Here is a 25,556-nt window from a genome sequence, read left to right as displayed (position 1 = left end):
ATGCTGACCCGATACGCACTGCCGCTCGTGCTGGCAGTGGCCGCGTTCTCGCTCGGCGCCGCGCAAGCCGCGCCGGGCGGGAACGCCCCGGTGCCCCAGGCGGCGACGCAGATCCCCTTCGGGTTCACGCTCGGGGACGCGCAGCAGCCGACCACGAGCCACGTGGCCAAGCTCGGCTCCGACATCGCCTTCCCGCCGGGCACCTTCGACGGCTTCCTCGGCGGCCTGACCAGCACCGTGCCGATCACCGGCAAGCTCGCCATCCCGCCGGCGGACGGCTACTTCGTCGCGTTCCGGTTCATGGCCACCACCGGCCGGGTCGAGATCGTCCCGGACGGCGACGCAGCCGGAACGGCCACCGTCCACACGGGAAAAGACAAGGACTGCAAGGCCACGCAGACGAACATCTGCGCCGACACCGACGTGACCGCGAAGGTGTTCATCAAGCTCTCGGACGTCGAAGTGGACGGTCACCCGCTCGACGTCGGCTCGGACTGCCGGACGGCCCAGCCCGCGGCCGTCACGATCAAGGCGCTGGTGCCGATCTCCCCGCCCGCCCCGCCGGTGAAGGTGACGTCGACCTTTACCACACCGCCGTTCGCCGGGTGTGTCGGCCACGAGGACGTCAGCCGGTTGCTCACCGGCCTGGTTTCCGGGCCGGGCAACACCTTCGTCTCGAACCTCCAGCTGCGCTGCTTCAGCTCCGGGTGCAAGCCATGACGACGTTCCTCAGCGAAGCGCCGCAGAAGGCCGCGAACGGCCTGCGCGAATTCGGCCGGATGTGCGCGATGGGCCTCGACGTCCTCGTCGCCATGCTCCGCCGCCCGTACCAGGTCCGGGAGTTCGTCCAGCAGTTCTGGTTCATCGCCAGCGTGTCCATCGCGCCGGCGATCCTGGTCTCCATCCCGTTCGGCGCGGTCATTTCGCTGCAGCTCGGGTCGCTCACCAGCCAGATCGGCGCCCAGCAGTTCAACGGCGCGGCGAGCGTGCTGGCCGTCGTGCAGCAGGCGAGCCCGATCGTGACCACCCTGATCATCGCCGGCGCGGGCGGCAGCGCGATCTGCGCCGACCTCGGCGCGCGCACCATCCGCGAGGAGATCGCGGCGATGGAGGTGCTCGGCGTCTCGCCGATCCACCGGCTGGTCGTGCCGCGCGTGCAGGCCGCCGTCGGGGTGTCCGTGCTGCTGAACGGCCTGGTCAGCGTGGTCGGCGTGCTCGGGGGCTACTTCTTCAACGTGATCGTGCAGGGCGGCACCCCCGGCGCCTACCTGGCCAGTTTCAACGCCCTCGCGCAGCTGCCCGACCTCGTCGTCAGCTCGATCAAGGCCGTCATCTTCGGCTACCTCGCCGGGGTGGTCGCGGCCTACCGCGGCCTGAACCCCAAGGGCGGCCCCAAGGGCGTCGGCGACGTCGTCAACCAGTCCGTCGTCATCACGTTCCTGCTGCTGTTCTTCGTCAACACCGTGCTCACCGCGCTGTACCTGCAGCTCGTCCCGGCGAAGGGAACCTGAGTGACCGTCCTCGGCAAACCCGGCGACCGGCTGTTCGACCTCGGCGACCAGCTGCTCTTCTACCTCCGCGCGCTCGCCGCCGTCCCCGTCGCCGTCACGCGCTACTTCCGTGAAGTGGTGCGGCTGCTGGCCGAGGTGACGTTCGGCAGCGGTGCGCTCGCGGTGATCGGCGGCACGATCGGCGTGATGGTCGGGCTGTGCGTGTTCACCGGCGTCACCGTGGGCCTGCAGGGGTTCAGCGCGCTGAACCAGATCAACATCTCGGCGATGACCGGCTTCCTGACCGCGTACTTCAACACGCGCGAGATCGCGCCGCTGGTCGCCGGGCTGGCTCTTTCGTCCACTGTGGGCAGTGGGTTCACCGCGCAGCTGGGCGCGATGCGGATTTCCGAAGAGATCGACGCGCTGGAGGTGATGGCCGTGCGGAGCATGCCGTACCTGGTCACCACCCGGATCGTCGCCGGGTTCATCGCGATCATCCCGCTGTACGTGGTCGGGCTGCTGATCTCCTACCTCGGCTCGCGGCTGACCACGGTCGTCTTCTTCGGACAGTCCGGCGGCACCTACGACCACTACTTCACGCTGTTCCTGCCGCCCGGCGATGTGCTGTGGTCGTTCGGCAAGGTGCTGGTCTTCAGCGTCGGTGTGATCCTGACGCACTGCTTCTACGGCTACCGCGCCAGCGGCGGCCCGGCCGGAGTCGGCGTGGCGGTGGGCCGGGCCGTGCGGACGTCGATCGTGCTGATCAGCGTGCTCGACCTGTTCCTGTCCCTGGCCATCTGGGGTGCGACGACCACCGTGAAGGTGTCCGGATGAGCCGGTTCCGCACGCAGCTCGCCGGGGTCGCCTTCCTCGGCGTGCTCGTCCTGCTCGGCTGGCTCGCGGTCGCCATCTACGACAAGGACTTCGACGACGCCGAGCTCGTGACCCTGCGGGCGGACCGGGTCGGCAACCAGCTCGCGCCGACCGCCGAGGTCAAGGTGAAGGGCGTGCCGTTCGGCGAGGTCAGGGCGGTGCGCAGCACCCGCACCGGCGCCGAGATCGACCTCGCGCTCGACCCGGCGAAGATCGGGACGCTGCCGGGGAACGTGTCCGCGCGGCTGCTGCCGAAGACGGTGTTCGGCGAGCGGTACGTCAACCTCGTCCTGCCGGTCAGTCCACGGGGGACACTCAGGGCGGGTGACGTCATCGGGCAGGACCACTCCACGAACGCGATCGAACTGGAACGCGTCCTCGGCGACCTGCTGCCGCTGCTGCGCGCGGTCCAGCCGCAGAAGCTGAACAGCTCGCTCGGCGCGATCTCCCAGGCCCTCGACAACCGCGGGAAACCGCTCGGCGACAGCATCGTCCGGCTGCAGGACCTCCTGGGGCAGGTGAACCCGCTGATGCCGCAGTTCAAGGCCGACGTCACCGGGCTCGCGAACGCGGCCGACGTCTACACCGGCGCCGCCCCGGACATCCTGCAAGCGCTCTCCGACCTCGCGACCACGGCTAAGACCATTGTGGACACCCGGGCCGATCTCGACAGCCTCTACTCGAGCGTCACCAGCGCCACCGGCCACCTGAACGAGTTCCTGCGGAAGAACAAGGACAACCTCATCGGCGTCGCCGCCGCGAGCCGGCCCACCCTGGAACTGCTGTCGCGGTATTCGCCGGAGTTCCCGTGCCTGTTCGACGCGGTCAACCGGCTCAAGCCGCTGATGGAGCAGGCCCTCGGCAAGGGTACGAACGAACCCGGCCTGCACGTGAAGCTCACCGTGCAGGACCCGCGCGAGAAGTACGTCCCCGGCCGGGACACCCCGCGGTTCGACGCCACCGGCGGCCCGAAGTGCTACGGCGGCGGCGCGGCGGCCGCGGGCCCGGCCGACGGCGATCTCGGCCCGGCGAACTCACCCGGCGAACGGCAGCTGGTCGCGGAACTCCTGCGCCCGGCGCTGGGTGACGTGCCCGACTGGAGCAGTGTCCTCATCGGACCGGCGCTGCGCGGGACGGAGGTGACCGTCCGATGAGGAGCGTCGTGGGGACCGCTGTCAAGGGCCTGATCTTCTTCCTGGTCACCGCGGCTGCGACGGCCGTGCTCGCGATCACGATCGCCAACTCCGGCGTCGGGGCGACGATCGGCTACACCGCCCGCTTCACCGACGCGACCTCGGTCAACCCCGGCGACGAAGTGCGCGTGGCCGGGGTCCGGATCGGCCAGGTCGATGCGGTGCGGGTGGTCGAGCACCGCCTGGCCGACGTCGCGTTCTCGGTCGGCCGCGCGCACCGGCTCACCGCGTCGGCCTCGGTCACCATCCGCTACCGCAACCTGGTCGGGCAGCGGTACCTCTCGATCGACCCGGGCGCCACCGACACGTCACCGACGCTCGCCGAAGGGGCGGAAATCCCGCTGGAACGCACCAAACCGGCGCTCGACCTCACCGCGCTGTTCAACGGCTTCAAGCCGCTCTTCCAGGCGCTGTCGCCGAACGACGTCAACCAGCTGTCGTTCGAGATCATCCAGGTACTGCAGGGGGAGGGCAGCACGATCGAGAGCCTGCTGCGGCACACGGCGTCGCTCACCTCGACCCTGGCGGGCAAGGACGCGCTGATCGGCCAGGTGATCGGCAACCTCAACACCGTGCTCGACACGCTGAACGCCCAGGGCGACCAGTTCGACACGCTCGTCGACACCACCGCCCAGCTGGTCACCGGCCTCGCCGCGGACGCGAAACCGATCGGGCAGGCCATCGGCGGCCTCGGCGAGCTGACCACCGCGACCGCCGGCCTGCTCCAACAGGGCAGGCAGCCGCTCAAGGACAGCATCACCGCGCTCGGCGACCTGTCGAAGAACCTGGCCGACAACACCCCGGTGTTCCAGCAGTTCGTCGACAACCTGCCGAAGAAGCTCGACCGGATCGGCACGCTGTTCTCCTACGGCTCGTGGGCGAACTTCTACCTGTGCGCGGTGCGGACCGACGCGAAACCCGCGCCCGGCGGCCCGCCGCCGGGCATCCCCGTGACGGCTGCGAGGTGCCGGTGAAACCCTTCCGCAGCCGCAACCCGATCGCCGTCGGCGCGGTGACCGCGCTGGTCATGGCGCTGATCGGCAGCGCCACCTTCTTCTCCGACGACCTGCCGCTGATCGGCGGCGGCACCACCTACCAGGCCGAGTTCCGCGAGGCCGCCGGGCTCCGGCCGGACGACGAGGTGCGCGTCGCCGGGGTGAAGGTCGGCGAGGTCACCGACGTGCGGCTGGCCGGCGATCACGTCGAGGTGCTGTTCCGCGTCCGCGACACGTGGGTGGGCAACCGGACGACCGCGGCGATCAAGATCAAGACGTTGCTGGGCCAGAAGAACCTCGTGCTCGACCCGGTCGGCAACGCCGAGCTGAACCCGGACCAGCCGATCCCGGCCGAGCGCACGAGTTCGCCCTACGACGTCACCGCGGTCTTCAACGACCTGGCGAGCACGGTCGGCGCCATCGACACCGACCAGCTCGCCGAGGCGTTCCGAGTGCTGTCCGACACGCTCGGCGCCTCCGCGCCCAGCGACGTCAAGACGGCGTTCAACGGCATCGCCGCGCTCTCGCAGACGCTGGCGTCCCGCGACGACGAGCTGGTCAAGCTGTTCCAGAACACCAACCAGGTGTCGAAGACGCTCGGGCAGCGGTCCGACCAGATCCAGACGCTGATCCGGGACGGCAACACGCTGCTCACCGAGCTCAACGCCCGCAAGGACGCGATCGCGCAGCTGTTCAGCGGCATCAAGAACCTCTCGATCCAGCTGCGCGGGCTGGTTGCGGAGAACCAGAAGACGCTCGGCCCGGCGCTCGACCAGCTCGACCGCGTCGCGACCGTGCTGCAGCGCAACCAGGGGAAGCTCGAAGACAGCCTGCGCCTGGCCGGCCCGTTCTACCGGCTGCTCGGCAACGCCGTCGGCAACGGCCGGTGGATCGACACCTACATCTGCGGCCTGATCCCGACCGGCACCACGCCGGGCAGCTGCCGGCCGCCGAAGAACGGGGGACGCTGATGGCCCACCAGCTGATCGACCTGGGCGCGGCGGCGCGGCGGCGGACCAGGATGCGGGCCCTCACCCTCGGGGTCGTGCTCGCGCTCGTCGTCTCGGCGGCGTGGCCGGTGGTCACCGCGCCCGCCGAGCGCCTCCTGTACGCCTACTTCACCGCCGCCGTCGGCATTTATCCCAACTCGGACGTGCGCGTGCTCGGCGTCGCGATCGGGTCGGTGTCCAAAGTGGAACCAAACGGTACCGACGTCAAGGTGACGATGAAGCTGAAGCCGGGGGTCCAGCTGCCCGCCGACGCCGGGGCCGTCGTCATCACGCCGAGCCTGGTCGCCGACCGGTACGTGCAGCTCACACCCGTCTACCACGGCGGGCCCACGCTGGCCGACGGCTCGTCGATCCCGCGGGAGCGCACGGCGACCCCGGTCGAGGTCGACGACCTCCTGCACAGCCTCAACCAGCTGATGTCGGTGCTCGGGCCGAACGGCGCCAACAAGGACGGCGCGGTGAGCGAGGTTCTGACCCGGTCGGCGGACTACCTGAACGGCACCGGGCAGACCATCGGGCAGGCGATCAAGAACCTCGGCGAGTTCGCCCGCGCCGCGAGCGATTCGAAGGACGACCTGTTCGGTTCGGTCGACAACATCAGCAAGTTCACCGCGATGCTGGCGGCGAACGACGGGCAGGTCAAGCAGGCCATCTCGCAGATCGCGTCGCTGAGCAAGGTGCTGGCCGACCAGCGGGACCAGTTCTCCGGCGCGCTGACCGAGCTGACCCAGGCACTGAGCGTCGTGCAGACGTTCATCAAGGACAACCGCGGCAAAGTCCAGTCCGATGTGGACAAGCTGGCCGACGTCACGAAGGTGCTGGTTAACCAGAAGGACTCGCTGTCCGAGGCGCTCACCGCGGCGCCGAACGCGCTGTCGAACCTCCTGGGCGCCTACGACCGGGCGAACGGGACCATCGACGGCCGCGGCAACCTCCTCGAGTTCCCGGAGCAGAAATGAAGTCGACGGCCAAACTCGCCGCGGTGATCGCCCTCGCGCTGGTGACGACCGGCTGCGGCAGCGGGGTGAGCGTCTACGACATCCCGCTGCCCGGCGGCGCCGCGCTCGGCGACCACCCGATCCACGTCACCGCGAGCTTCACCAACGTCCTCGACCTCGTGCCGCAGTCCGGGGTCAAGGTCAACGACGTCCCGGTCGGCCAGGTCGTCAAGGTCGAACTGGCCCCGGACTCCCGCAGCGCGGTCGTCGAACTGCTGCTCAACGGCGACGTCGATCTGCCCGGCAACGCCGTCGCCCGGCTGCGGCAGGCCAGCATCCTCGGCGAGAAGTTCGTCGAGCTCGCTCCGCCCGACGACGCGACGCCGTCCGGCCGGCTCCTCGACGGCGCGTCCATCCCCCTCGACCGCTCCACGCTGACCCCCGAGATCGAGGAGGTCTTCGGCGCGTTGTCGCTGCTGCTCAACGGCGGCGGGGTGGCGCAGGTCCAGAACATCAGCCACCAGCTCAACGACGCCCTCGGCGGCAAGGAGACCGCGGCCCGCAGCCTGCTGTCCAGTTTGGACGCCTTCGTGCGGGGGCTCGACGAACACCGGAACGAGATCACGCGGGCGATCGAAAGCGTCAACAAGCTGGCGGCGACGCTCAACGCCCACACCGGCCAGATCACCACCACGCTGAACGGCCTGACCCCCGGCATCGGCGTGCTCAACCAGCAGCGGACGGCGCTGGTCGGGATGCTCAAGGCACTGGACGGCCTGACCACGGTCGCCGTCGACACGGTCAACCGCAGCAAGGACGACCTGGTCGCCGACCTGAAGGCCCTCGAACCGCTGCTGCGGCGGCTGGCCGACTCCGGCGACAAGCTCCCGAAGGCGATGGAGATGATCTTCACCTTCCCGTTCCCGGACGCCGCCCTGGACACGATCCGCGGCGACTACCTCAACGGGTTCCTCGAGGCGGGCCACTGATGCTGACCCGGTTCGTGCGCGTCCAGGTGACGCTCTTCGTCGTCATCGCCGTCGTGGGCGTCGCCTACGTCGGGGCCACCTACGCCGGTCTCGACAAGGTGTTCTTCGACCGCGGCTACACCGTGAAAGCGCAGTTCCCGACCGGGGGCGGGATCTTCACGAACGCCGAGGTCACCTACCGCGGGGTGCCGATCGGCCGCGTCGGCGAGCTGCGGCTCACCCCGGCCGGGATGGAAGCCGACCTCGAAATCGACGCCGGCACCGCGCCGGTCCCGGCCGACACCGAGGCCGTCGTCGCGGACCGGTCGGCCGTCGGCGAGCAGTACGTCGACCTGCGGCCGCGCACCGACGGCGGGCCGAAACTGCACGACGGATCGGTGATCACCCAGGCGGACACGAAGATCCCGCTTCCGGTCGACGTCGTCCTGTCGACAGTGGACACTTTCGCCGCGTCGGTGCCGAAACCGGCGCTGCGCACGGTCGTCGACGAGCTGTACAACGCGACCTCCGACGCCGGCCCGGCGCTGGACCAGCTGATCGGCCGCGGCATCGAGTTCGTCCAGGCGGCGAGCGCGCACGTCGCCCCGCTGACCCGGTTCGTCACCGACGCGCACACGGTGCTCGACACGCAGGTCCAGCAGGCGGGCGCGATCCGGGAGTTCGGGGCCAACGCGAAGCTGCTCGCGTCGACGTTGAAGCAGTCCGACGGTGACCTGCGCACGCTCATCCCGGCGGTGCCCGCGGCCGCCAACGAGGTCAGCGCGCTGATCCGCGACGCCGGCCCGGACCTCGGCCTGCTGCTGGCGAACCTGCTGACCACCGCGGACGTCCTGGAAGCCCGTCGGGACGGGGTCCGGCAGCTGCTGATCACCGCGCCGGAGGCGGTCGCCGCGGCGGGCACCGTCGTGCGGCCGGACGGCGTCCACATCGGACTGTCACTGACCTTTTTCGACCCACCGCCGTGCACCACCGGGTACACGACGCCGTACCGCGACGGCCTCGACACGTCGGTCCGCCCGCTGAACACGGCCGCGCGCTGCGCGTTGCCGAAGGGTGACCCGACGAACGTGCGGGGCTCGCAGAACGCACCGGGAGGACGGCCGTGAGAATTTTCGCCGTGCTGGCCGCGGTCTTGGCGACCGTCGCGGCCGGCTGGTCCGGGTTCACGTGGTGGCAGGCGGCGCACGACGACGGCGTCGCACGCGCGGTCGTCCGGGAGGAAGCGTTGCAGGCGGGCCGGACGGCGGTCGCCGGACTGACCACTTTGGACTACCGGCAGGCCGCACCGGGGTACCAGCACTGGCTGGACCTCTCCGGCGGCCCGCTCCACGACGAGCTGGCGGCCGACCGGCCGGGCAGTCTCGACCGGATCGCCCAGGCGAAGACGGTCACCACCGGGAAGGTCACCGACGCCGCGGTGACCGAAGTGGACACCGGTGCGGGCACGGCGAAGCTGATCGCGTCGGTCGAGCTGGTCGTCACACCGGACGGCGGGGACGCGGTGACCAAGCGCAACCGGTTCCGGGCCGACCTGACGCGCGGCCCGGACGGCTGGCGGGTCACCGGGCTCGGCCAGGTTCCCGTGGGGGAGGCACCATGACGGTCCCGACGAAGAAGCGAGCGGTCAAGGTCGCCGGCCGCCACCACGCTCGTGAGTGTTTAGACGGGTTAGAACCCGTCTTACCACTCACGACCCCCGGGCGACGGCGGCGGGCGTGGGGGGTGTTCGCGGTGGTGGCCGTCGTGATGGCCGGGCTCGCCGGGTGGTTCACGCTCGAAGCGCGCGGCACGAGCGCCGTCGTCGCGCACAACAGCGCGCTTTCCGACGTCGCCGGGACCGCGGACGCCGCGAAGCAGATCAGCGCCGCGCTCGGCACGGTCTTCTCCTACCGCTACGACGACCCGGCCAAGAGCGAACAGGCCGCGAAGGACGTCCTGACCGGGCCCGCGCTCGCCCAGTACGAACAGCTCTTCGGCCAGGTCCGCAAGCTGGCCGCCGACCAGAAGCTCGTGGTCACCTCGACCGCCGTCGCCACCGGCGTGAAGCTCCTGGACGGCGATCGCGCGGCGCTGCTGGTGTTCCTCGACCAGACCGGCACGAGGGGCGACGGGCAGCGCAGCACCGGGGCCGCCCAGCTGAGCGTCACGGCCGAGCGCGTCGCCGGGAAGTGGCGCGTCACCGGGATGGCCGCGGCCTGAGGATGCGCGAGGAAGCCATGACCCTCTCGAAGCTGCCGGCCCGCCCGCCGCGGAGCGTCGTCGTGCCGCCCGCGGGCCCGCATCACCGGGACGGGGGCGGCCGGTGGTGACCGGGCCGGCGCTCTCGCCGGGCGTCCCGTTCGCCACGTCGTCGTCCGAGGTGTCCTGGCCGGAGGCGCCGCTCCCGTTGGCGTCGCCGTCTCCGCCCGGCGCGTGGCTGCTGCTCACCGACGAGCACCCGGCCGCGCTCGGCCGGGCCGTCGCGCTGGCACTGGCGCTGGCCGCGGCGGGCGACGACGCGCTTTCGCTGCCGCGCGACGACCTCGACGAGCTGCCGGGTTTCCTGGCCGAACGGCCGGTGCGCGGGGTCGTCTTCCTGACCGGGGCGCCGTACGCCTACCACGACCCGGAGGCCGCGCAGGAGCTGCTGCTGTCGGTGCTGGAGGTGGTCGCGCGTCTCGGTCCCGGCGTCCGGTTCCACCTGCTCACGCAGTCGGGCGGGGAGCCGGGGCTGCTGTTCCTGCGCGGGCTGGTGCGCGTCCTCGCGGTGGAACGGCCGGAGCTGCGGGCGAGCCTCGTCGACTTCGACGCCCGCGCGGACCTGGGGTTCCTGGTGCGCGAACTCCGGGCGGACACCCCCGACGACGACGTCCGCTGGCAGCACGAAGTCCGCTACGCGGCGCGGCCGGCCCGCGTCCCGTTCGCGGCCGAGGTGCCGGGCGGGCCCGGCGCGTACGTGGTCACGGGCGGCCGCGGGCCGGCCGTCGCCCGCTGGCTGGCGGCCACCGGCGCCACCCGGATCGTCCTTTCCGGACGGAGTCAGGTCGTCGTGCCCGGGGTGGACACGGTGGTCGTCCCCGGCGACATCGCCGCCCCGGGCGTCGCGGACCGGCTGGTCGCCGCGGCCACGGCGGACGGCCTGCCCCTGCGCGGCATGGTCCACGCGGCCGAGGCGCTCGCCGACGACGTCGAGACGGTCTGGCGGCCCCAGGTCCTCGGCGCCTGCCGCCTGCACGAGGCCACGGCAGGCAGCCCGCCGGACTGGTGGCTGCTGGCGTCGTCACCCGCCCCACCCCGCCTGGCCCCCGCGACGGCCGCCGCCTGGCTGGACGCGTTCGCCGCCTGGCGCCGCGCCCGCGGCCTCCCCGCCACCCTGGTCCACTGGCCCACCCTCCCGTGATGCCCCGCCAATCACGCGTGATGCCCTCCTGATCACGCGAGATGCCCCAAGCCGCACGTGATGCCCTTCCAAGCACGCGAGATGCCCCTTTCCGCACGCCGAGCTCGCTGTGCGGAAAGGGGCATCATGCGTGATCAGAGGGGCATCACGCGTGATTGGCGGGGCATCAGCCGTCAGGTGAGGGTGGCGCGGAGGGCGAGGATCATCTCGAACCGGTCGTCCGGGCGGCGGAGGTGGTCGGCGAACAGGGCCTCCAGCTCCTGGGCGCGGGCGCGGACCGTCTGGGGGTGGATCGCGAGGCGGTCGGCGACCTCGCGGACGTTGCCGCACGTCTCCAGCCACGCCAGCAGTGTGTGGGCCAGGCGGTTGTACTGCTTCGGGGTCAACGCCGTCAGCGGCGCGAGCCGGCGCCGGGAGACCTCCGTGACCAGGAACGGCTCCTTGCGCAGCCACAGCGTCGCGAGGTGGTCTTCGCACCAGGTCAGTGGCTCGTCCGGCAGGACGTCGCCGACCAGCCGGAGCGCCTCCTGGGCCGTCGCCAGCGAACTGGCCGCCTGGCGGGGCGGCACCGGCGGCCCCACCGCGGCCCGCTGCCCGGTCAGCGCCGCGGCCAGCGCACGGCGGTCCGCCGGTGCGGGCAGCAGCAGCCGTGGCGTGCCGTCTTCGAGGTCCTCCAGCGCGTTCAGCCCGGTGACGTCGGCAGGCCCGTCGAGCGCCACCGCGACGAGCCGGTGCGGCAACGGCCACTCGGCCGCCGTCGCGGCTTCCTGGACCGTCCGCGACGGTGACGGCGGGTCCGCCAGCAGCAGGTCCAGCAACCGGCGCCGCCGCCGTTCCCGCGCGCCCGCCGCCCGCGCCTGCGCCGCCGCGTGCCCTTCGATCGACAACGCCGACAGCTCGTCGATGTAGGCGAAGATCGCCTCCGCGAGCAGGCACAGCGTCGCCGACGGCACGCCGGCCCGCGTCCCCACCTCCGCCATCCGCCGCCAGGTCACCCGCGCGCCGACGCGGTAGGCGGCCTGCAGGACGTCGAGGTTGCGGCCCTGCGCGAGCTCGTGCACGCCGAGCCCGACGAACACCTGCCGCCGCTCCTCCGGCACCGGGCCGGACGTGGCGATCCGGTCGACGAACTGCAGGATCGCGGCCTGGACGCCGGCCCGCAGCGCCTTGCCGAACGCGCCGTCGAGGGGTCGCGCGTAGTCCGGGATGGTCCGCTGGATCTCGCGCAGCACCTCGTCGGCGACGTCGAGCAGCCGCGGCCGGAACACCCCGGCCAGCTCGCGGGGGAGCATCGCCCACAGCTGTCCCGGCCGGCCGTCACCGCCGAGCATCGGCCCGTAGTTCGTTTCGACGGGCGGTCCCGTCATCGCCCACCCCGTTGTGGAAGACATTGTGGAAGAGGACTTCAGGAACCGAGAAGGGCCTCCGCGCGCAGCGCGATCTCCATGTCGAGCCGGTCGTCGGCGTTGTGCAGCCGGTCGCCGAACAGGTCGACCAGCTGGTGCATGCGGTACCGGACGGTCTGCGGGTGCACCTTCAGCTTCTTCGCGATCTCGGGCGCGCTGCCGCGGGACTGCAGCCAGATCAGCAACGTCTCGCCGAGCCGCGCCCGCTGCTTCGGCGTGAGGTCCTTGAACGGCTCCAGGCTGCGTGCGCACAGCTCGCGGACGAGGAATTCGTCGGCGAGCAGCCACAGCGTGGACAGGTGGTCGGTGCAGCGGGTCACCGGCGCGTCCGGCAGCACGCCGCGCTGGACGAGCTTCAGCGTCCGGCGGGCCCAGAGCAGCGACCGCGGCGCGTCGGTGAGCCGCACGGCGGGCCCGATCACCGCGCGCCAGCCGGGCAGCCGTTCGGCGAGGTTCTTCAGGTGCCGGTCCGGGTCGCCGGTGACCAGGCACGGCTCGCCGCCCTCGAGGTCGACGAGGACGTCGGAGTGCAGGTCGGGCGCGGCGAGGCTGTGCTGGTCGGCGCGGGGTTCGAGGGCGACGACGGTGACCTCGGCCGGCAGCGGCCAGTGCGCCGTGGCGGCCTGCGCGGTGATGGTCTGCGGCGCGGACGGCGGGTCGGCGAGCAGCAGTTCCAGCAGCCGTCTCCGGCGCCGGGCGCGGGTGCCCGCCGCGCGCGTCTGCGCCGCCGTGTAGCCCTCGATCGAGAGCGCGGAGATCTCGTCGACGTAGGCGAAGATGGCCTCGGCGCTCGTGCACAGCGTGTCCGCGGAGACGCCGGCGGCCTGCCCGAACTCGCTGATGTGCCGCCACGCGACCCGGCCGCCGACGCGGTAGGCGGTCTGCAGGCAGTCGAGGCTGCGGCCCTCGTTGAACTCGATCTTGCCGAGGTTGCGGAAGACGGTCGTCCACGTCTCCAGCGGCACGGCGTTCGGGGTGCCGACACTGTCGAGGCACTGGATGATCGACTGCCGGACACCCTGCGTGATGATGTGCCCGAACGCGCCTTCCAGCGGCTGGCGGTACTCGGGCACCGCCCGCTGGACCTCCTGCAGGATGGCCCGCGCGAGCGGGTCGACCCGCGGCTTGAAGCGGACCGCCAGTTCCCGCGGCAGCGACGCCCAGAGCCCGATGGCGCCGGAAGCGCGTCCCGGCCGTCGGTCCACCGGGCTGCGCGGGGCAGGTGGGTAGGCGGGCCGGGCCGACACGGACTGCTGCCGGTAGGCCGGTCCGGAAGAGCGCTCGCCGGGGTTCGGCCGGCCGGCCCGCAGGGCGGGGGCGGCGAATCCGGTGTCCACGTCGGTCATGTTTTTATCCTTGCTGGCAACAAAAGCGGCCTCTTCGCCGGGACAGCCGATCCGGATTTTGTGGCTCAGGCAACATAATTTCGCGCGAACGGCACTGTCAACGGGTTGTCCGCTGACTTTGCGGTAACCCGTCCGGACTACACCCGAACGGGTGGAAGCGCGCGGGGCCAGGTGACACTTCCGGCGCGGGCGAATGGTGCGCGGATGACAACTTTTCAGGAGGCCCGGTTCGCGGCTGTCAGCCGCGTGACGACGTCGTCGAGAGTCAGCCGCGCGGGGGTGGTCCCGGTGACGAACTCGTTCAGCAGCACGCAGAAGCGGTCCGGGTCGGCCACGTGCGGAAAGTGTTTCACGTTTTCCAGTACCGTCAAGCGGCTGCCCGGCAGCAGGGCGGCCGTCCGGTGCGCGTGGCTCACCGGGATGAGCGGGTCGCGCGCGCCCCAGACGAGCAGCATCGGCACGGCTTCGGCCAGGTAGAGCTTGTCGGCGGCGCTCGCGCGCTGGCCGCGCAGGTCGATCAGGCTGCGCGCGATGAACAGGAACGCCCGCCGCCGCGCGGGATCGGCCAGCGACGCGAAGTGCCGGGCCAGTTCCCGCGTTTCGGGCTTGCGCGGCCCGGCGATCCGCGCGGCGGCCCGCGCGATCGCCAGTGTCACCCGGTTCACGGCCAAGGCCAGCACGGCCGGCGCGCCGGGCAGCGCCGTGGCCCGCAGCACCGGGCTCATCTCGGAGCCGAGCCCGGCACTGGCGACCAGCACGAGCCGGTCGCACATTTCCGGGAACTGGTAGGCGAACTGCAGGGCGATGCCGCCACCGAGGGAGTGCCCGACGACGGTCGCGTGCCGCACCCCGGACAGGGCGAGGATGTCGCGCACGGTGCTGGCCATCGCGCCGAGGCCGTAGTCCGCGCGCGGTGCTTCGGAGCCACCGTGCCCGGGCAGATCGGGCGCGAGCACGCGGCGGCCGAGCGTGGCGCACCGGTCCAGCACCGGCGCCCAGGTCTCGGCGCTGCCCGCGATCCCGTGCAGCAGCACGATCGCTTCGTCGCGGGCACCGGTGGCGGGCAGGTGCTCGTGCAGCCGGATCCGGCGGCCGTGCAGGGTCAGGGTCTTGACGGTCATCGGCAGCCCTTTCTCGCGAGATCCGAAATTAGGACATCGGCGGCGCTTCGGGGATGTGGGGAAGGCCACTGCGCCGAATCGTCGGCCGAGCATGACAAGAAGGGCGCGGAAAAGGCGGCTGCGCGTGCGGGTTTTCCAGGCGTCACCGGGAATGCGTATCGACATTCCGCGGGCGGTTGGTAATCCTCGGTGACATGGTCGCAATGACGCACCGGACGCGCTGATGTCCTGCCGCGCGAGTTTCCATTTCGTCCACCAGGGCACCGGCCTGCCCCGCCGCCGCCCGGGCCGCAGACCGTGGCGGCGGGTGCTCCCGATGCCGGTGCGCGCGCTCGACCGCGCGGTGCGCGCCGGGCATGGGCCGGCCGCGCCCGGTGACACGGCGGCGGCGCGGTGAGCCTGCGGTGCGGGGTGAGTCGCGCAGGACGGGTGCCTCGGCGCAGGTGAGCTGCGGCGCCCGGAGCACGCCGCGCGACGGACGCGGAAGAGCCTGCGAGCAGGAACGGCGCAGGTGAGCCGCTCGGCCCCGGCGAGGGTGGCGCCCGTCCCGCTCAGCCCTCTGAGGGCCGGTGCGCGCGCATCAGGCGTTGCGCGCGCAGGGCCAGCTGCATACCCAGCCGGTCGTCGGCGTCCTTCAACCGGTCGCCGAACAGCTCCTCCAGCTGGCGCAAGCGATTGCGGACCGTCTGCGGGTGCACGCCGAGCCGCTGCGCGATCTCCGGTGCCCCGCCCCGCGTCTCCAGCCAGGCCAGCAGCGTCTCGCTCAGCCGTTCCCGCTGCTTCTCGCTGAGCGAAGCGAACGGGTCCAGGCTCTGCCGGGCCAGCTCCGCCGCCAGGAAGTCCTCGGCCAGCAGCCAGAGCGTCGCCAGGTGGTCGCGGCACCAGATCAGCGGGCCCGGGACGTCCGGGCCCGACAGCAGCAGGGCCCGCCGGGCCGTGCGCAGCGCCGCCGGGGCGTCCGCCAATGGCACCGTCGGGGACACCGCCGCGCGCCAGCCGTCTAGTTTGGCCGTCAGCGGGGCCAGGTCCGCGTCCGGGTCGCTGGTCAGCAGGTACGGCTCCGGGCCGTCGAGGTCGGCCAGGACGCCGTCGCCGAGCAGGTCCGCCGGGAAGTCCGCTGCGTCCGGGGCGCGCTCGAGGGCCACCATCGCCGCCGTCTCCGGCAGGGGCCAGCCCGCGCCGCCCGCCAGCCCGGCGATGCTGCTCGCCGCCCCCTCCGGGGCGCCCGCGATCAGCTCCAGCAGGCGCCGCCGCCGGACCGGGACCGCCCCTTCGGCCTCGGCCTGCGCCTGCTGGTAGCCCTCGATCGCGGTGGCGCACAGCTCGTCGACGTAGGCGAAGATGGCCTCCGCGGCGACCGAGATGACCGCCGGGTCGACACCCGCGGCGAGCACCGCCGGGTGCATCGCCCGCCACGCCACCCTGGCCCCGATCGTGGCGCTGTCCTGCAGCGCGTCGAGGTTGCGGCCCTCGGTGAACTCGATCCGGCCGCGGCCGCGGTAGAACTCGATCCACGGCTCGTGCGGCAGCGCCGGCACGCCCATCGAATCGATGCAGTGCTGCACCGCGTACTCGACGCTCTTCACCAGCACCTTGCCGAACACGCCCTTCAGCGGCTGGCCGTAGGCCGGGACCGTGCGCTGCACCTCCTGGATCATCGAGGCCGCCGCGTGCCCGACGTGCGGGCGCAGGCCCGCGCCCAGCGCGCGCGGCAGCGAGGCCAGCAGGCGGAAGCTGCGGTACTCGACCACGAATCCCCCTTGGTGTGCGTGGGCGCCGAGCGTATCCGACGCCGGTGTCACTGAAAAATCAACGATCGGTTCCCGGAAAGGGTGACGGTCACACGTCCTTTTGACACGGACGGGTGCGCGTTCTACGCTCCGTGTCAGAGGGGCGGGGGCTATTTCTGCGGTACCAATTCCCAGCGGAGGACTGAATTCCCCATGCGCGGTTCCGCTGCCTCGGACGGCTCCGTGTGGTCCCGGCTGCCGCACGAACTCGGCGACGCGGTGCGCCCGCGGATCCCGGAGATCGCCCGGGCCTGCGTCGACGCGATCGCCGCCGAGATTCCGGAATATTCCCGGAGCTTCGGCCACGGTCCGCAGCGCGCCGTCGCGATCGAGCAGGCGCGGCGCGGCATCGAGCGGGACGTCGACCGCGTCGGCACGCCCGCGATGTGGCAGTCCGACCGGCTGGCCGAGTTCCGCGGCCACGGGCGCGAAGCGTTCCACAATGGTCTCAGCCGCGAGGCCGTGCAGGCGGCCGTGCGCGTGTCGAGCCGGGTCACCTGGCGGTGGATCGCCGACATCGCGCGGGAAGCGGGCCTGTCCGGTGACGTGCTGTACGGCGCCGCCGAAGGGATGTTCGCCGACGTCGAGACGTCGATGGCCGCCGTCGCGGAGGGCTACCGCGCGGCCGAAGCCGCGGTCGCCGGGACCGGCGAACGGCACCGCCGCCTGCTGCACGCGCTGCTCGGCGGCCGGATACCTGCCGAAGTGGACAGTCTGATCGCCGCGTCCGGGCTGCCGGTGCCCGAGCGGGTCGCGGCGGTGGCGTTCCGCGCGCTGCCCGGTGCCCCGGAGTTCCCGCCGGGGCTGCTGCCGGAGCACGTCCCCGCCGACCCGGCAGGCGACCCGCCGGCCGCGCTGACCCCGGCCCCGGACGTCGACCTGGCCGGCCTCGGCGGGCTGCCGCCGGGCTGGACGGTCGCGGTCGGGCCGCTGGTGCCGCCGTCCGAGGCACCCGAGTCGTTCCGGATCGCCCGCCGGGCGGCCGACCTGGCCGCCCGCGGCCTCCTCGACGCACCGGGCCCGGTGATCTGGTGCCGCGACCACGTGACGACGCTCCTGCTGCTCGCCGACGAGTTCCTGCTCGCGCAGCTGGCTTCGACGACGCTGGAGCCGCTGTCCGGCCTGTCCGGGCGCCGCCGCGAGCAGCTGGCCGAGACGCTGCTGGCGCTGGTCCGGACCCGGGGGAGCGCGCCGGAGCTGGGGCGGCTGCTCGACCTGCACCCGCAGACGGTCCGGGCCCGGCTGAAGAAACTGGCGGAGCTGTTCGGCGACCGGCTGGACGACCCGGCCGAGCGGCTGCGGCTGGAGCTGGCGCTGCTGGCCGAGCGCGCCCTACCGGACCAGGGCTGAGGCCCGCCGTGGTGCGGTCGCGGCCGGCCGCGGGAACACCCACCGCCGGTAGCCCCACCAGCGGAACGCCGTCCCCAGCAGGGTGCCGAGCAGCATCCCGGCGACGAAGTCCGCGACCTCCTGCGTGGCGTAGCCGACGTACGGAACGGCCAGGTGCAGCAGGTACCGCGACACCAGCGGCGGCACGAGGTTCACCGCCACCGCACCCGCGTTCACGGCGAAGAACAGCGTCGCCTCCCGCACCCGCCCGTGGCCGCCACGCGTGGCGAACGACCAGCGGCGGGACAGCAGGTACGCGAACGCCGTGGCAGCGACGGTGGCGACCGCGAGGGCCGTCACCGGCTTCTCCCGGAACACGGTGAACTTCAGGCTGTAGTCGCCCAGTAGGGTGACCCCGTACGCGGCCGAGCCGACGACGGCGAAGCGGAGCAGCTCTCGCGGCTCGGGCATGGTTCCTCCAGGTGGCGCCGACAGGGCGGAGGTCTTTCGATGGCACGGACGGGCGGGGAGGGCGAACTTCCCTCGGTCGCCGAACTGGTGAACCTTTCGCAGACGAGACCGCTGGTGATCCGCGGCGAGCTCGACGCGAAGCTCGCCGAGGAACCGGCCACCGCACCCGCGCCCGACCCCCTGGCGGTGCTGGACGCGGAGCTGGCGGCCGACGAGCGTCCCGAGGAGGCCCCGCCGGCCGACCGGTCCCGCCGCGCGAAGCCCTACGTCCTGGCGGCGGGCGCGGCTGTCGGGCTCGGCCTGGCGGCGGTCGTGCTGTTCCAGCCGCACCAGGTGGGCGGAACGGCGGTACCCCCACCGGGCGCGGCGGTCCCGGCACCGCCACCGCCCACGACGTCGAGCGAAGGGGTGGTGACGATGAGCGCCTCCGCGGCACCCCCGCCGCTCACCGCCCAGGTGCGCGACTCGCCACCGGAGACCACGAGCATGCCGTCCGCGGCGGGCCGTAAACCCGCCCACGCAGAGCCCCCGGCCCCGTCGACGGCGTCGCCGGAGGACCAGTGGCGGGAGTACGTGAGCTCGGTGATCAGCTCCTGGCAGCAGCACCCCCGCGGCAACCGCAACCACTGACCGGCGGGCTTCGGCGGCAGGGCTTGCGGGTGCGACGGCTCGCGGCGGCCGCCGGAAACTGTCGGTGGTTGCCGGTAGCGTGGAAGTCGGGGGGCGGCGCCCCGGCCTGCTCGCGGTGGAGTGAGCTGCTGAGCGGTGGTTTGCCGGAGCCGCCGAGCCCGGTTTCCCGAAAGCTCCGCGGTCGGCGGCGCCGAGCGGTGGTTCGCCAAGCGCCTTCGCGGCCGGAGCCGTTGCGCCCGGTCCGCCGGAACCCCGCGGCCGCAGCCGCCAAACGGCCGCCCCCGCCCGCAGAGCCCCGATCAGCAGCTCGCCGTCGCCGGTTTGCCCGCTATCCGGTCCTTCACGAACGCCAGCACATCCGCGTTGCCCGTGTACACCAGCGTGATGTGGTCCGTGTCGTACGTCTTCCACGTCTCCCGGACCCCGGCCGCGCAGTACGCCTTGTGCAGCGCGTCCGCCTGCGCGAACTGCACCAGCTGGTCGCCCGTCGCGTGGTACAGGAACACCGGTACCCGTGGTGGCGTCCCGCCCAGCTTGTTCTCGTTCAGCCGCGCCACCCACGCCGGTTTGATGTAGCCCGGCGAAGTCGTGTAATCCCCGATCTTCTGGTTCGCGTACGTCGTGAGCAGCTCGAACGTGCACGCGCTCCGCTGCATCTCGGCCAGCTTCGCGCGGCCGTTGTCACTCAGGAACGAGTCCAGCTGCAGCTCCGGGTACGCCCGGTCGAGCCCCAGCAGCGCGTACGCGAACACGCCGAAGCCGAACTTGCCGTCGAGCTGCAGCGTCACCTGGACCAGGTCCGCCGGTACCCCGCCGGCCGCGATGCCGACCAGGTTCAGCTCCGGTGCGTACGCCGGCTGCAGCTCGCCGGCCCACGCCGCCGCGCCGCCGCCCTGGGAATACCCGCGGAACACCACCTTCGCCGACGCCGACAGGCCGGCCGCCGGGAGCCGCTGGGCCGCGCGGACCGCGTCGATCACCGCCGGCCCCTCGGAGCGGCCCACCACGTACGTCGTCTTCGGCTGCGGCTGGTAGCCCTCGTAGTCCGGGACCGCCACCGCGTACCCCGCGTCGAGCAGGTCGTCGAGGCCGGGCTGCTCGTAGAACGCGCCGATGTCGATCATCGCCGACGGCGTGCAGGCGAACGCCGGGCCGTGCGTGCCGGGGGCGAACGCCACGATCGGGGCCGTCGCGCGGTCGGCGCTCTTCGGCACCAGGACCGTGCCGGTGACCGCGTCGGGCTGCCCGAGCGCGTTCGTCGACAGGTACATCACCTGCCACGCGTCGACCGACGCCTTGCGCGGGCCCGCGGAAGACGGCCGCCACCGCAGCACGTCACCCGGCTTGCCCGCCGGCAGCGGGGACGGCGGGACGTAGAACGAGTCGTCGGCGGGACCGGGAGCGGGCGCGGCGGCGGCCGCGGGGGCGAACGCCGTGGTCAGGACCAGCGCCACCAGCGCGGCGAGCACGCGGCGGCCGGTCACGAGCCCGTCCCGTAGACGCGCTTGCAGGTCGCGGACTCGCTGAAGGCGAGGTTCAGCTCCGGGTTGGCCTTGAGGTCCTTGATCGGGCCCTCGGGGTCGCTGAGCTTGCCCATCGTCGCGTCGGCGTCGGAGATGACCCGGCGCAGGCCGGCCTGGTCGGTCACCGTCGCCTGCTCCATCCGGGTCTTCGTCTCGGCGAGCTTGCCCTGCGTCTCGGTGAGGTTGCCGGTCGCTTTGTCCACAACGGACTGTCCATCCGGGACGGGCGGGACGCCGGCGGTGCGGATGCCGCCCGCCATGTCCTCGAGGGCGGACCCGAGCCTGCCGAGGAAGCCGACCATCGCGTCCCGGGTCTTCACCGGGTCGGCGTCGTCGACCGCGGGCGGCTGGGCGAGCTTCGCCGAGCCCGCGGCGACGCCGGTGCACACCTTGTCGACCCAGGCCAGCGCCGCCGGATCGGCGTGGCGGCCCGGGTCGGGCGGGGTGTCCGAAGCGCACGCGGCACACGACAGAAGCGCGGCCGCCGACATCGCGAGCACCGCGCTGTGCATTCTTTTCATGGGTTTCGAAGCTACGCGGCGCGCTCCGGCGCGAGCAAGAACAGAATAGCCGTTTGGCACGCGCGTCAACATTCCGGAACGCGGTTTTGTCACGCGCATCAGCGGTTCGCCGGTGGCGCTGTGCTGGGGAAACCTTCCCCGGACTGCTAGGAAACCGGTCGCGGTGGCGTGCCGGTGTGACAATTTGCCGTGCCCGCGTGACCTTTTTCCGGCAAGCACTTGATCGGAACGAGCGGCGCTCGTTAGCTTACCGTTCGGTAGCGATTTCCGGACGGTCATTTCCAGGGAACGCTCCGCCGTTTCGTATCACTGTTGATACACGGAAGGACCATCGTGAGTCACCCAACTGGCAAGAAGAAGACGGTCGCGGCCGCCGCGGCCGCGGGGGCGGTCGGGCTCATCGCCACCGCGCTCGTCGTCGGGGCGCAGGCCAGCGCCGCCGACCCGATTTCGCTGACGCTGAACTACCACTGCACGTTCCCGCTGGTGGGTTCGCAGTCGCTGAAGGTGGTGATCAACACCGACCTGCCGACCACGGTGAACACCGGGCAGCCGACCGGCGCGTTCGACATCAAGGCCGTGTCCACCATCAACGCGGACACCGTCAGCGGCCTGAGCCTGATCGGCGCCACGACGCTCGAGGGCACCGCCACGGCGAGCGCGACCGTCGCGGCGCCGAGCCTCAACCTGCCGGTCAGCGTCCCGATCACGCTGGACAAGACGAACATCCCGGCGTCCGGCGAGATGAACATCAACGCGGCGGGCAAGACGCCGTCGCTGACCTTCACCCAGCCCGGCCAGGCGAAGATCACCGTCGGCGACCTCAACCTCAAGGTCACCCCGCGCAAGGCCGACGGCTCGGTCACCGGCATCACGCCGGACGGCACGATCGACGCGCCCTGCACGCAGGACAGCGGGCAGAACAACACCCTGGCGACGATCACCATCAACGGCGGTGGCGGGACGACGACCCCGCCCACCACGACCCCGCCGGTCACCACGCCGCCGATGACCACGCCGCCGGTGACGACCCCGCCTACGACCACGCCGCCGGGCGGGGGCATCAAGTACTCCTTCGGCATCACCGGGCAGACCGCGCTCAAGTCGCTCGGCAGCACCGCGCCGATCACCGGCTCGTTCGACGCCGACGTGGACCTGGCCAACAAGAAGTTCACCGGGAGCCTGCAGCTGAACCCGACGCACACCGACTTCAAGCTGTTCGGCTTCCTGCAGGGCAGCTCGGACGTCAAGGTCGTGCAGAACGGCCCGCAGACCGGTGAGCTCGTCGGCACCGGCTTCAAGGCGCACATCAAGTTCGACACGTTCCTCACCACGGTCAACCTGTTCGGCATCCCGATCAGCACCGACCCGAAGTGCGGCACGACCACCCCGTCGACCAGCGAGATGACCACCGGGCCCGGCTTCGACCTGCTCAAGGGCGGCAAGCTGGCGGGCACCTACTCGCTGTCGGCGCTGAAGAACTGCGGTCCGTTCAACGACATCATCAGCGCCTTCGCCAAGAGCGACGGCAACTCGCTGGACCTGACCCTCGCCAAGAAGTGACCGATCTGCCGGCCCCCGCTGCGCGCTGCCTGTGCCGCGGCGGGGGCCGGTGCCACGCCTCGAGAAAGGGAGCGCCCGTGCGGATCGCCCGGTCGTTGCTCGCCGCCTGCGTGCTCGCCCTCGCCTTCGCGACGCCGGCGGCGGCGTCCACGCCGATCGACGAGCAGCTCGGCTTCACCTGCCCGTTTCCGCTGATCGGGCTGCAGAAACTGGACGTGGAGATCAAGGCGTCGTTCGAAGTGCCGTCCGCGCCGGGTGGCACGTTCACGACCGCGGACCTCGCGGTGGCGGTGACCGTGCCGGACAAGTCCGCCCGCGGTCTGGCCCTGGTCGGCGCGGCGAGCATCGAAGGGACGGCGTCCGCAGGGGTGACGCTGGCCAACGGCCCGCTGACGCTGCCGCTCGCCCTGCCGCTGACGGTGGCGAAGACCGCCGTGCCGCCTTCGGGGGCGTTCACCACGAACGCGTCCGGTTCGGTCCCGCCGGTGCGGCTGCCGAACGCGGGGAAGACCACCCTCACGATCGGCGGCTTCAGCACCCGCCTCACGCCGAAGAAGGCGGACGGCTCGTACACCGGGCTGGGCTCGTTCACCTCGGACTGCACGCTCGACCCCGGCCAGGACCCGGTGCTGCTGAGTTTCGACCTGGGGGCTGCCCGCGACTACGGCGTGACCGGCTCGACGACGGTGAAGGCGCTGGGGGCGAGCGCGCCGCTCACCGGGTCCTTCGCGGGGTTCAGCCCGGGATTCGACCGGACGCGGGCGGAGTTCAAGGTGTTCGGGTTCGTGCCCGGGACAGCCGACCTGCAGTTCGGCCCGGACGGCCCGCAGACCGGCGAAATCACCGGTGACGGCTTCGTTGCGCACGCGAAGCTCGCGCTGGCCTTGCCGCAGGTGACGCTGTTCGGGCTGCCGGTCGCGGACGCGGGGTGCCGGGCGAGCGCCCCGATCCCGGTCGACCTGAAGACGGGACCGGGCTTCGCGCTCGCGTCCGGCGGGCCGGTGAGCGGGCAGTACACGGTCCCGGCGCTGACCGGGTGCGGCACGTTCACCCCGTACCTGAGCTCCCTGGTGCAGGGCGACGGGAACACGTTCGCCCTGACGTTGACTGCGCGCTGACCCCCGCTCACCTCCAGCCGGTATTGGTGGAGGAATGCGCCGAACCACTGTGGGGACCCTGGTCGTTGTCACGCTGCTCGCCACCGCCGCGCCCGGGGAGGCGGCCGGCCTGAGCCGGGACCCCGTGGCGGTGATCTACGACCGGGACCACGCGCTTCACGTGCTCGACGGCGGCGCCACCGACGACGAGCTGACGCTGCGCACGCAGACGCTGGCGTCGAGCGCGTGGGCGTTCTTCCGCGGCACGTCCCCGCTGTACTACCGCGACCTCGGCGAACTGCCGGCGTCCGCCTACGCCACCGCGGGCGGCGACGTGTGGCTGACCGGCGACGCCCACCTGGAGAACACCGGGGCCGACCGCGGGGCCGACAACGAGGAGCAGTTCGCCGTCACCGACACCGACGACGCCTGGCGCGGGTCGTGGACGTGGGAACTGCGCCGCGAAGCCGTGTCGATCGTCCTCGCCGGGCGGGCGGACGGCCGCAGCGCGAGCCAGATCGCCGCCGATGTCGACACGTTCGTCGCCGAGTACGCCCAGTGGATCGCGAAGTTCCACGGGACGAACGACGAAGCGACCTGGCGGCTGACCTCGAGCAACACCTCCGACCTCGTCGGTGACCTGATCGACGATTCCGCCGGTGACAAGCGGGCCGACCTGATCGCCAAGTGGACCACCGGCGGCCACTTCAAGGACGACCCGCAGCTCCAGGCCGTCCCGGCGGCCACGCGCACCCAGCTCGTGAACGCGGTCGCGGCCTACCGGACCACCGCGGGCAAGCCGCTCAAGGCGTCCGAAGCCGTCGTGAAGGACGTCCGCCGCCGGACCGGCGCGGGCACCGGGAGTCTGGGCCGCTTCCGCTGGTACGTGCTCGTCGAAGGGGACACGACGGCGAACTCCGACGACCGGATCCTGGAACTCAAGCAGCAGGTCGACCCGGCGCCCAAGCAGCTCGCGCCGAACGCCACCACGCTGACCGGCGGCCAGCGCCCGGCGCTGGCCCTGCGCTGGCTGGCCAACCAGTCGGACCCGCTGGCCGGCTGGGCGAGCGTGGGCAGCACGCCGGTGCTCGTCAAGGAGAAGTCGCCGTTCGCCGAGGACCTGAAGATCGGCGACCTGACGACGTCCGCGATCTGGGACGACACCGTCCGGGACGTCGGGCGCCTGCTGGCCGCCGCGCACTCCCGCGCCGACCAGGACATCGCCGGCACCGGGCTGGCGTACTCGGCGGACGCGGCGATCGACGGCGCGATCACGTCCGTCTCCGGGCTGCAGGCCGAAACGCGGGCGTTCGCGACGAGCTACGCCGACCAGGTCACCAGCGACTGGCAGGCGTACGTCACCGCCAAGAACAGCGGCCGCCCGCTGTTCTGATCATCGGCGCGGCCGGAACATCAGCGTGAACCCGGCGCCGGAGAGGACCAACGCGGCCAGGAAGAAGCCGCCGTGCACCAGGTTGCGCGTCACGACGTCCCCGACGAGCTGCACCACCAGGTCCACGATCCCGAGCCCACCGGCCACCGCGAGCACGGGACGGGCACCACGCCGGCCCCGGAACGCCGCGTGGACGAGCAACGCCCAGAGCCCGCCGCAGCCGGCGAACAGGAAGACGGCGACCGGGAGCGGGACGGCCCCGGTGATCGCGGTGTGGCTGCCGGTCAGCCGCCCGGCCAGCGACCCGAGGAACCAGCACGCCGCCGCACCCCACCAGGCGAGTGCCGCGGACCGGGCCATCCGGGCAGCGTAGGCGCGAAATGCCCGGTTCGGCTCCGGCCGTGACCCGAACCGTTATCGACCCGGTGTCACACCGGGGTGCTATAAAACGCTTCCCCGGTGGGACCGGTTTCGCGGCCGTAGGCGGCGGTGGCCG

General features: G+C 72.1%; 26 protein-coding genes. 18 read left to right on the top strand and 8 right to left on the bottom strand.

What is annotated here, in order from left to right; translation table 11 throughout:
- The 12 genes from OO60_RS09880 to OO60_RS09825 all read left to right on the top strand — a co-directional run bounded on the left by OO60_RS09880 (position 1) and on the right by OO60_RS09825 (position 10,870).
- Complete coding sequence (locus OO60_RS09880) at positions 1–720, top strand: hypothetical protein (protein WP_240490658.1); 720 nt, start codon at positions 1–3, stop codon at positions 718–720.
- The gene (locus OO60_RS09875) at positions 717–1,511 is read left to right on the top strand and encodes an MlaE family ABC transporter permease (RefSeq protein WP_003074743.1); all 795 of its coding nucleotides are present in this window, start codon (positions 717–719) and stop codon (positions 1,509–1,511) included. Before OO60_RS09880 ends, OO60_RS09875 begins: the two co-directional genes overlap by 4 nt.
- Positions 1,512–2,327, top strand: a complete 816-nt coding sequence (locus OO60_RS09870) for an MlaE family ABC transporter permease (RefSeq protein ID WP_003074741.1) — start codon at positions 1,512–1,514, stop codon at positions 2,325–2,327.
- Positions 2,324–3,520, top strand: coding sequence for an MCE family protein (locus OO60_RS09865; protein WP_003074740.1), 1,197 nt, complete (start codon positions 2,324–2,326; stop codon positions 3,518–3,520). The genes OO60_RS09870 and OO60_RS09865 overlap by 4 nt, the downstream gene beginning before the upstream one ends.
- Positions 3,517–4,533, top strand: coding sequence for an MCE family protein (locus OO60_RS09860; RefSeq protein WP_033261242.1), 1,017 nt, complete (start codon positions 3,517–3,519; stop codon positions 4,531–4,533). The genes OO60_RS09865 and OO60_RS09860 overlap by 4 nt, the downstream gene beginning before the upstream one ends.
- On the top strand, positions 4,530–5,525 hold the full coding sequence (locus OO60_RS09855) for an MCE family protein (protein WP_033261325.1): 996 nt from the start codon (positions 4,530–4,532) through the stop codon (positions 5,523–5,525). Before OO60_RS09860 ends, OO60_RS09855 begins: the two co-directional genes overlap by 4 nt.
- Positions 5,525–6,523, top strand: a complete 999-nt coding sequence (locus OO60_RS09850) for an MCE family protein (RefSeq protein ID WP_003074734.1) — start codon at positions 5,525–5,527, stop codon at positions 6,521–6,523. Before OO60_RS09855 ends, OO60_RS09850 begins: the two co-directional genes overlap by 1 nt.
- Positions 6,520–7,491 carry an MCE family protein gene (locus OO60_RS09845; protein WP_003074732.1) on the top strand — a complete coding sequence of 324 codons (972 nt, stop codon included), beginning with the start codon at positions 6,520–6,522 and terminating at the stop codon, positions 7,489–7,491. The genes OO60_RS09850 and OO60_RS09845 overlap by 4 nt, the downstream gene beginning before the upstream one ends.
- Positions 7,491–8,597 (top strand): MlaD family protein, encoded by a 1,107-nt coding sequence (locus tag OO60_RS09840; RefSeq protein WP_003074729.1) that lies wholly within the window; start codon positions 7,491–7,493, stop codon positions 8,595–8,597. The genes OO60_RS09845 and OO60_RS09840 overlap by 1 nt, the downstream gene beginning before the upstream one ends.
- Positions 8,594–9,091 carry a hypothetical protein gene (locus OO60_RS09835; RefSeq protein ID WP_003074727.1) on the top strand — a complete coding sequence of 166 codons (498 nt, stop codon included), beginning with the start codon at positions 8,594–8,596 and terminating at the stop codon, positions 9,089–9,091. The genes OO60_RS09840 and OO60_RS09835 overlap by 4 nt, the downstream gene beginning before the upstream one ends.
- Positions 9,092–9,222: 131 nt before the next feature.
- Positions 9,223–9,690, top strand: coding sequence for a hypothetical protein (locus OO60_RS09830; protein WP_240490657.1), 468 nt, complete (start codon positions 9,223–9,225; stop codon positions 9,688–9,690).
- Between the two features lie 103 nt (positions 9,691–9,793).
- Complete coding sequence (locus OO60_RS09825; RefSeq protein WP_051767667.1) at positions 9,794–10,870, top strand: KR domain-containing protein; 1,077 nt, start codon at positions 9,794–9,796, stop codon at positions 10,868–10,870.
- A gap of 173 nt (positions 10,871–11,043) precedes the next feature.
- On the opposite strand, the gene OO60_RS09820 is transcribed toward OO60_RS09825, so the two are convergent.
- The 3 genes from OO60_RS09820 to OO60_RS09810 form a co-directional block, all read right to left on the bottom strand.
- Positions 11,044–12,237: a PucR-like N-terminal domain-containing protein gene (locus OO60_RS09820; RefSeq protein WP_004559192.1), complete on the bottom strand. Its 1,194-nt coding sequence runs from the start codon at positions 12,235–12,237 to the stop codon at positions 11,044–11,046.
- 38 nt (positions 12,238–12,275) lie between these two features.
- Entirely contained in the window at positions 12,276–13,622 is a 1,347-nt protein-coding gene (locus OO60_RS09815) for a PucR-like N-terminal domain-containing protein (RefSeq protein ID WP_004559193.1), read from the bottom strand.
- Positions 13,623–13,837: 215 nt separating this feature from the next.
- Positions 13,838–14,743, bottom strand: coding sequence for an alpha/beta fold hydrolase (locus OO60_RS09810; protein ID WP_004559194.1), 906 nt, complete (start codon positions 14,741–14,743; stop codon positions 13,838–13,840).
- Between the two features lie 223 nt (positions 14,744–14,966).
- Between OO60_RS09810 and OO60_RS46390 the strand changes: the two genes are divergently transcribed.
- Positions 14,967–15,140, top strand: coding sequence for a hypothetical protein (locus OO60_RS46390; RefSeq protein ID WP_155849014.1), 174 nt, complete (start codon positions 14,967–14,969; stop codon positions 15,138–15,140).
- Positions 15,141–15,294: 154 nt separating this feature from the next.
- Here the strand turns inward: OO60_RS46390 and OO60_RS09805 are convergent, their stop codons facing one another.
- Complete coding sequence (locus OO60_RS09805; protein ID WP_004559195.1) at positions 15,295–16,494, bottom strand: PucR family transcriptional regulator; 1,200 nt, start codon at positions 16,492–16,494, stop codon at positions 15,295–15,297.
- Between the two features lie 192 nt (positions 16,495–16,686).
- Here OO60_RS09805 and OO60_RS09800 point away from each other — a divergent pair, with 192 nt between their 5' ends.
- Positions 16,687–17,883 (top strand): PucR-like N-terminal domain-containing protein, encoded by a 1,197-nt coding sequence (locus OO60_RS09800; protein WP_033261240.1) that lies wholly within the window; start codon positions 16,687–16,689, stop codon positions 17,881–17,883.
- Here OO60_RS09800 and OO60_RS09795 read toward each other — a convergent pair.
- Positions 17,866–18,333: a GtrA family protein gene (locus OO60_RS09795; RefSeq protein ID WP_003099459.1), complete on the bottom strand. Its 468-nt coding sequence runs from the start codon at positions 18,331–18,333 to the stop codon at positions 17,866–17,868. The genes OO60_RS09800 and OO60_RS09795 overlap by 18 nt on opposite strands.
- Positions 18,334–18,372: 39 nt before the next feature.
- Between OO60_RS09795 and OO60_RS09790 the strand changes: the two genes are divergently transcribed.
- The gene (locus tag OO60_RS09790) at positions 18,373–18,963 is read left to right on the top strand and encodes a hypothetical protein (RefSeq protein ID WP_003099462.1); all 591 of its coding nucleotides are present in this window, start codon (positions 18,373–18,375) and stop codon (positions 18,961–18,963) included.
- Positions 18,964–19,262: 299 nt separating this feature from the next.
- On the opposite strand, the gene OO60_RS09785 is transcribed toward OO60_RS09790, so the two are convergent.
- Positions 19,263–20,447, bottom strand: a complete 1,185-nt coding sequence (locus OO60_RS09785; protein ID WP_003099465.1) for a lipase family protein — start codon at positions 20,445–20,447, stop codon at positions 19,263–19,265.
- Positions 20,444–21,007: a hypothetical protein gene (locus tag OO60_RS09780; protein ID WP_240490773.1), complete on the bottom strand. Its 564-nt coding sequence runs from the start codon at positions 21,005–21,007 to the stop codon at positions 20,444–20,446. Before OO60_RS09780 ends, OO60_RS09785 begins: the two co-directional genes overlap by 4 nt.
- A 333-nt stretch (positions 21,008–21,340) precedes the next feature.
- Here OO60_RS09780 and OO60_RS09775 point away from each other — a divergent pair, with 333 nt between their 5' ends.
- The 3 genes from OO60_RS09775 to OO60_RS09765 all read left to right on the top strand — a co-directional run bounded on the left by OO60_RS09775 (position 21,341) and on the right by OO60_RS09765 (position 25,060).
- The gene (locus OO60_RS09775; protein WP_003099472.1) at positions 21,341–22,570 is read left to right on the top strand and encodes a DUF6801 domain-containing protein; all 1,230 of its coding nucleotides are present in this window, start codon (positions 21,341–21,343) and stop codon (positions 22,568–22,570) included.
- A 77-nt stretch (positions 22,571–22,647) separates the two neighbouring features.
- Positions 22,648–23,688: a DUF6801 domain-containing protein gene (locus OO60_RS09770; RefSeq protein ID WP_003099474.1), complete on the top strand. Its 1,041-nt coding sequence runs from the start codon at positions 22,648–22,650 to the stop codon at positions 23,686–23,688.
- 34 nt (positions 23,689–23,722) lie between these two features.
- The gene (locus OO60_RS09765; protein ID WP_240490774.1) at positions 23,723–25,060 is read left to right on the top strand and encodes a DUF2252 domain-containing protein; all 1,338 of its coding nucleotides are present in this window, start codon (positions 23,723–23,725) and stop codon (positions 25,058–25,060) included.
- Here OO60_RS09765 and OO60_RS09760 read toward each other — a convergent pair whose 3' ends face one another.
- Entirely contained in the window at positions 25,061–25,420 is a 360-nt protein-coding gene (locus OO60_RS09760) for a hypothetical protein (RefSeq protein WP_003099480.1), read from the bottom strand.
- Positions 25,421–25,556: the final 136 nt, after the last annotated feature.

Origin of the sequence: Amycolatopsis vancoresmycina (assembly GCF_000716785.1) — a bacterium.
Lineage (GTDB): Bacteria > Actinomycetota > Actinomycetes > Mycobacteriales > Pseudonocardiaceae > Amycolatopsis > Amycolatopsis vancoresmycina.
This window is presented reverse-complemented; position numbering and strand designations above follow the sequence as displayed.

What these genes read in the sequence shown, in the direction of transcription:
- OO60_RS09880 (WP_240490658.1), top strand. Translation starts at nt 1, where the DNA reads ATGCTGACCCGATACGCACTGCCGCTCGTGCTGGCAGTGGCCGCGTTC.
- OO60_RS09875 (WP_003074743.1), top strand. Translation starts at nt 717, where the DNA reads ATGACGACGTTCCTCAGCGAAGCGCCGCAGAAGGCCGCGAACGGCCTG.
- OO60_RS09865 (WP_003074740.1), top strand. Translation starts at nt 2,324, where the DNA reads ATGAGCCGGTTCCGCACGCAGCTCGCCGGGGTCGCCTTCCTCGGCGTG.
- OO60_RS09860 (WP_033261242.1), top strand. Translation starts at nt 3,517, where the DNA reads ATGAGGAGCGTCGTGGGGACCGCTGTCAAGGGCCTGATCTTCTTCCTG.
- OO60_RS09850 (WP_003074734.1), top strand. Translation starts at nt 5,525, where the DNA reads ATGGCCCACCAGCTGATCGACCTGGGCGCGGCGGCGCGGCGGCGGACC.
- OO60_RS09845 (WP_003074732.1), top strand. Translation starts at nt 6,520, where the DNA reads ATGAAGTCGACGGCCAAACTCGCCGCGGTGATCGCCCTCGCGCTGGTG.
- OO60_RS09840 (WP_003074729.1), top strand. Translation starts at nt 7,491, where the DNA reads ATGCTGACCCGGTTCGTGCGCGTCCAGGTGACGCTCTTCGTCGTCATC.
- OO60_RS09820 (WP_004559192.1), bottom strand. Translation starts at nt 12,237, where the DNA reads ATGACGGGACCGCCCGTCGAAACGAACTACGGGCCGATGCTCGGCGGT.
- OO60_RS09815 (WP_004559193.1), bottom strand. Translation starts at nt 13,622, where the DNA reads ATGACCGACGTGGACACCGGATTCGCCGCCCCCGCCCTGCGGGCCGGC.
- OO60_RS09810 (WP_004559194.1), bottom strand. Translation starts at nt 14,743, where the DNA reads ATGACCGTCAAGACCCTGACCCTGCACGGCCGCCGGATCCGGCTGCAC.
- OO60_RS46390 (WP_155849014.1), top strand. Translation starts at nt 14,967, where the DNA reads ATGTCCTGCCGCGCGAGTTTCCATTTCGTCCACCAGGGCACCGGCCTG.
- OO60_RS09800 (WP_033261240.1), top strand. Translation starts at nt 16,687, where the DNA reads ATGCGCGGTTCCGCTGCCTCGGACGGCTCCGTGTGGTCCCGGCTGCCG.
- OO60_RS09795 (WP_003099459.1), bottom strand. Translation starts at nt 18,333, where the DNA reads ATGCCCGAGCCGCGAGAGCTGCTCCGCTTCGCCGTCGTCGGCTCGGCC.
- OO60_RS09790 (WP_003099462.1), top strand. Translation starts at nt 18,373, where the DNA reads ATGGCACGGACGGGCGGGGAGGGCGAACTTCCCTCGGTCGCCGAACTG.
- OO60_RS09780 (WP_240490773.1), bottom strand. Translation starts at nt 21,007, where the DNA reads ATGAAAAGAATGCACAGCGCGGTGCTCGCGATGTCGGCGGCCGCGCTT.
- OO60_RS09765 (WP_240490774.1), top strand. Translation starts at nt 23,723, where the DNA reads ATGCGCCGAACCACTGTGGGGACCCTGGTCGTTGTCACGCTGCTCGCC.
- OO60_RS09760 (WP_003099480.1), bottom strand. Translation starts at nt 25,420, where the DNA reads ATGGCCCGGTCCGCGGCACTCGCCTGGTGGGGTGCGGCGGCGTGCTGG.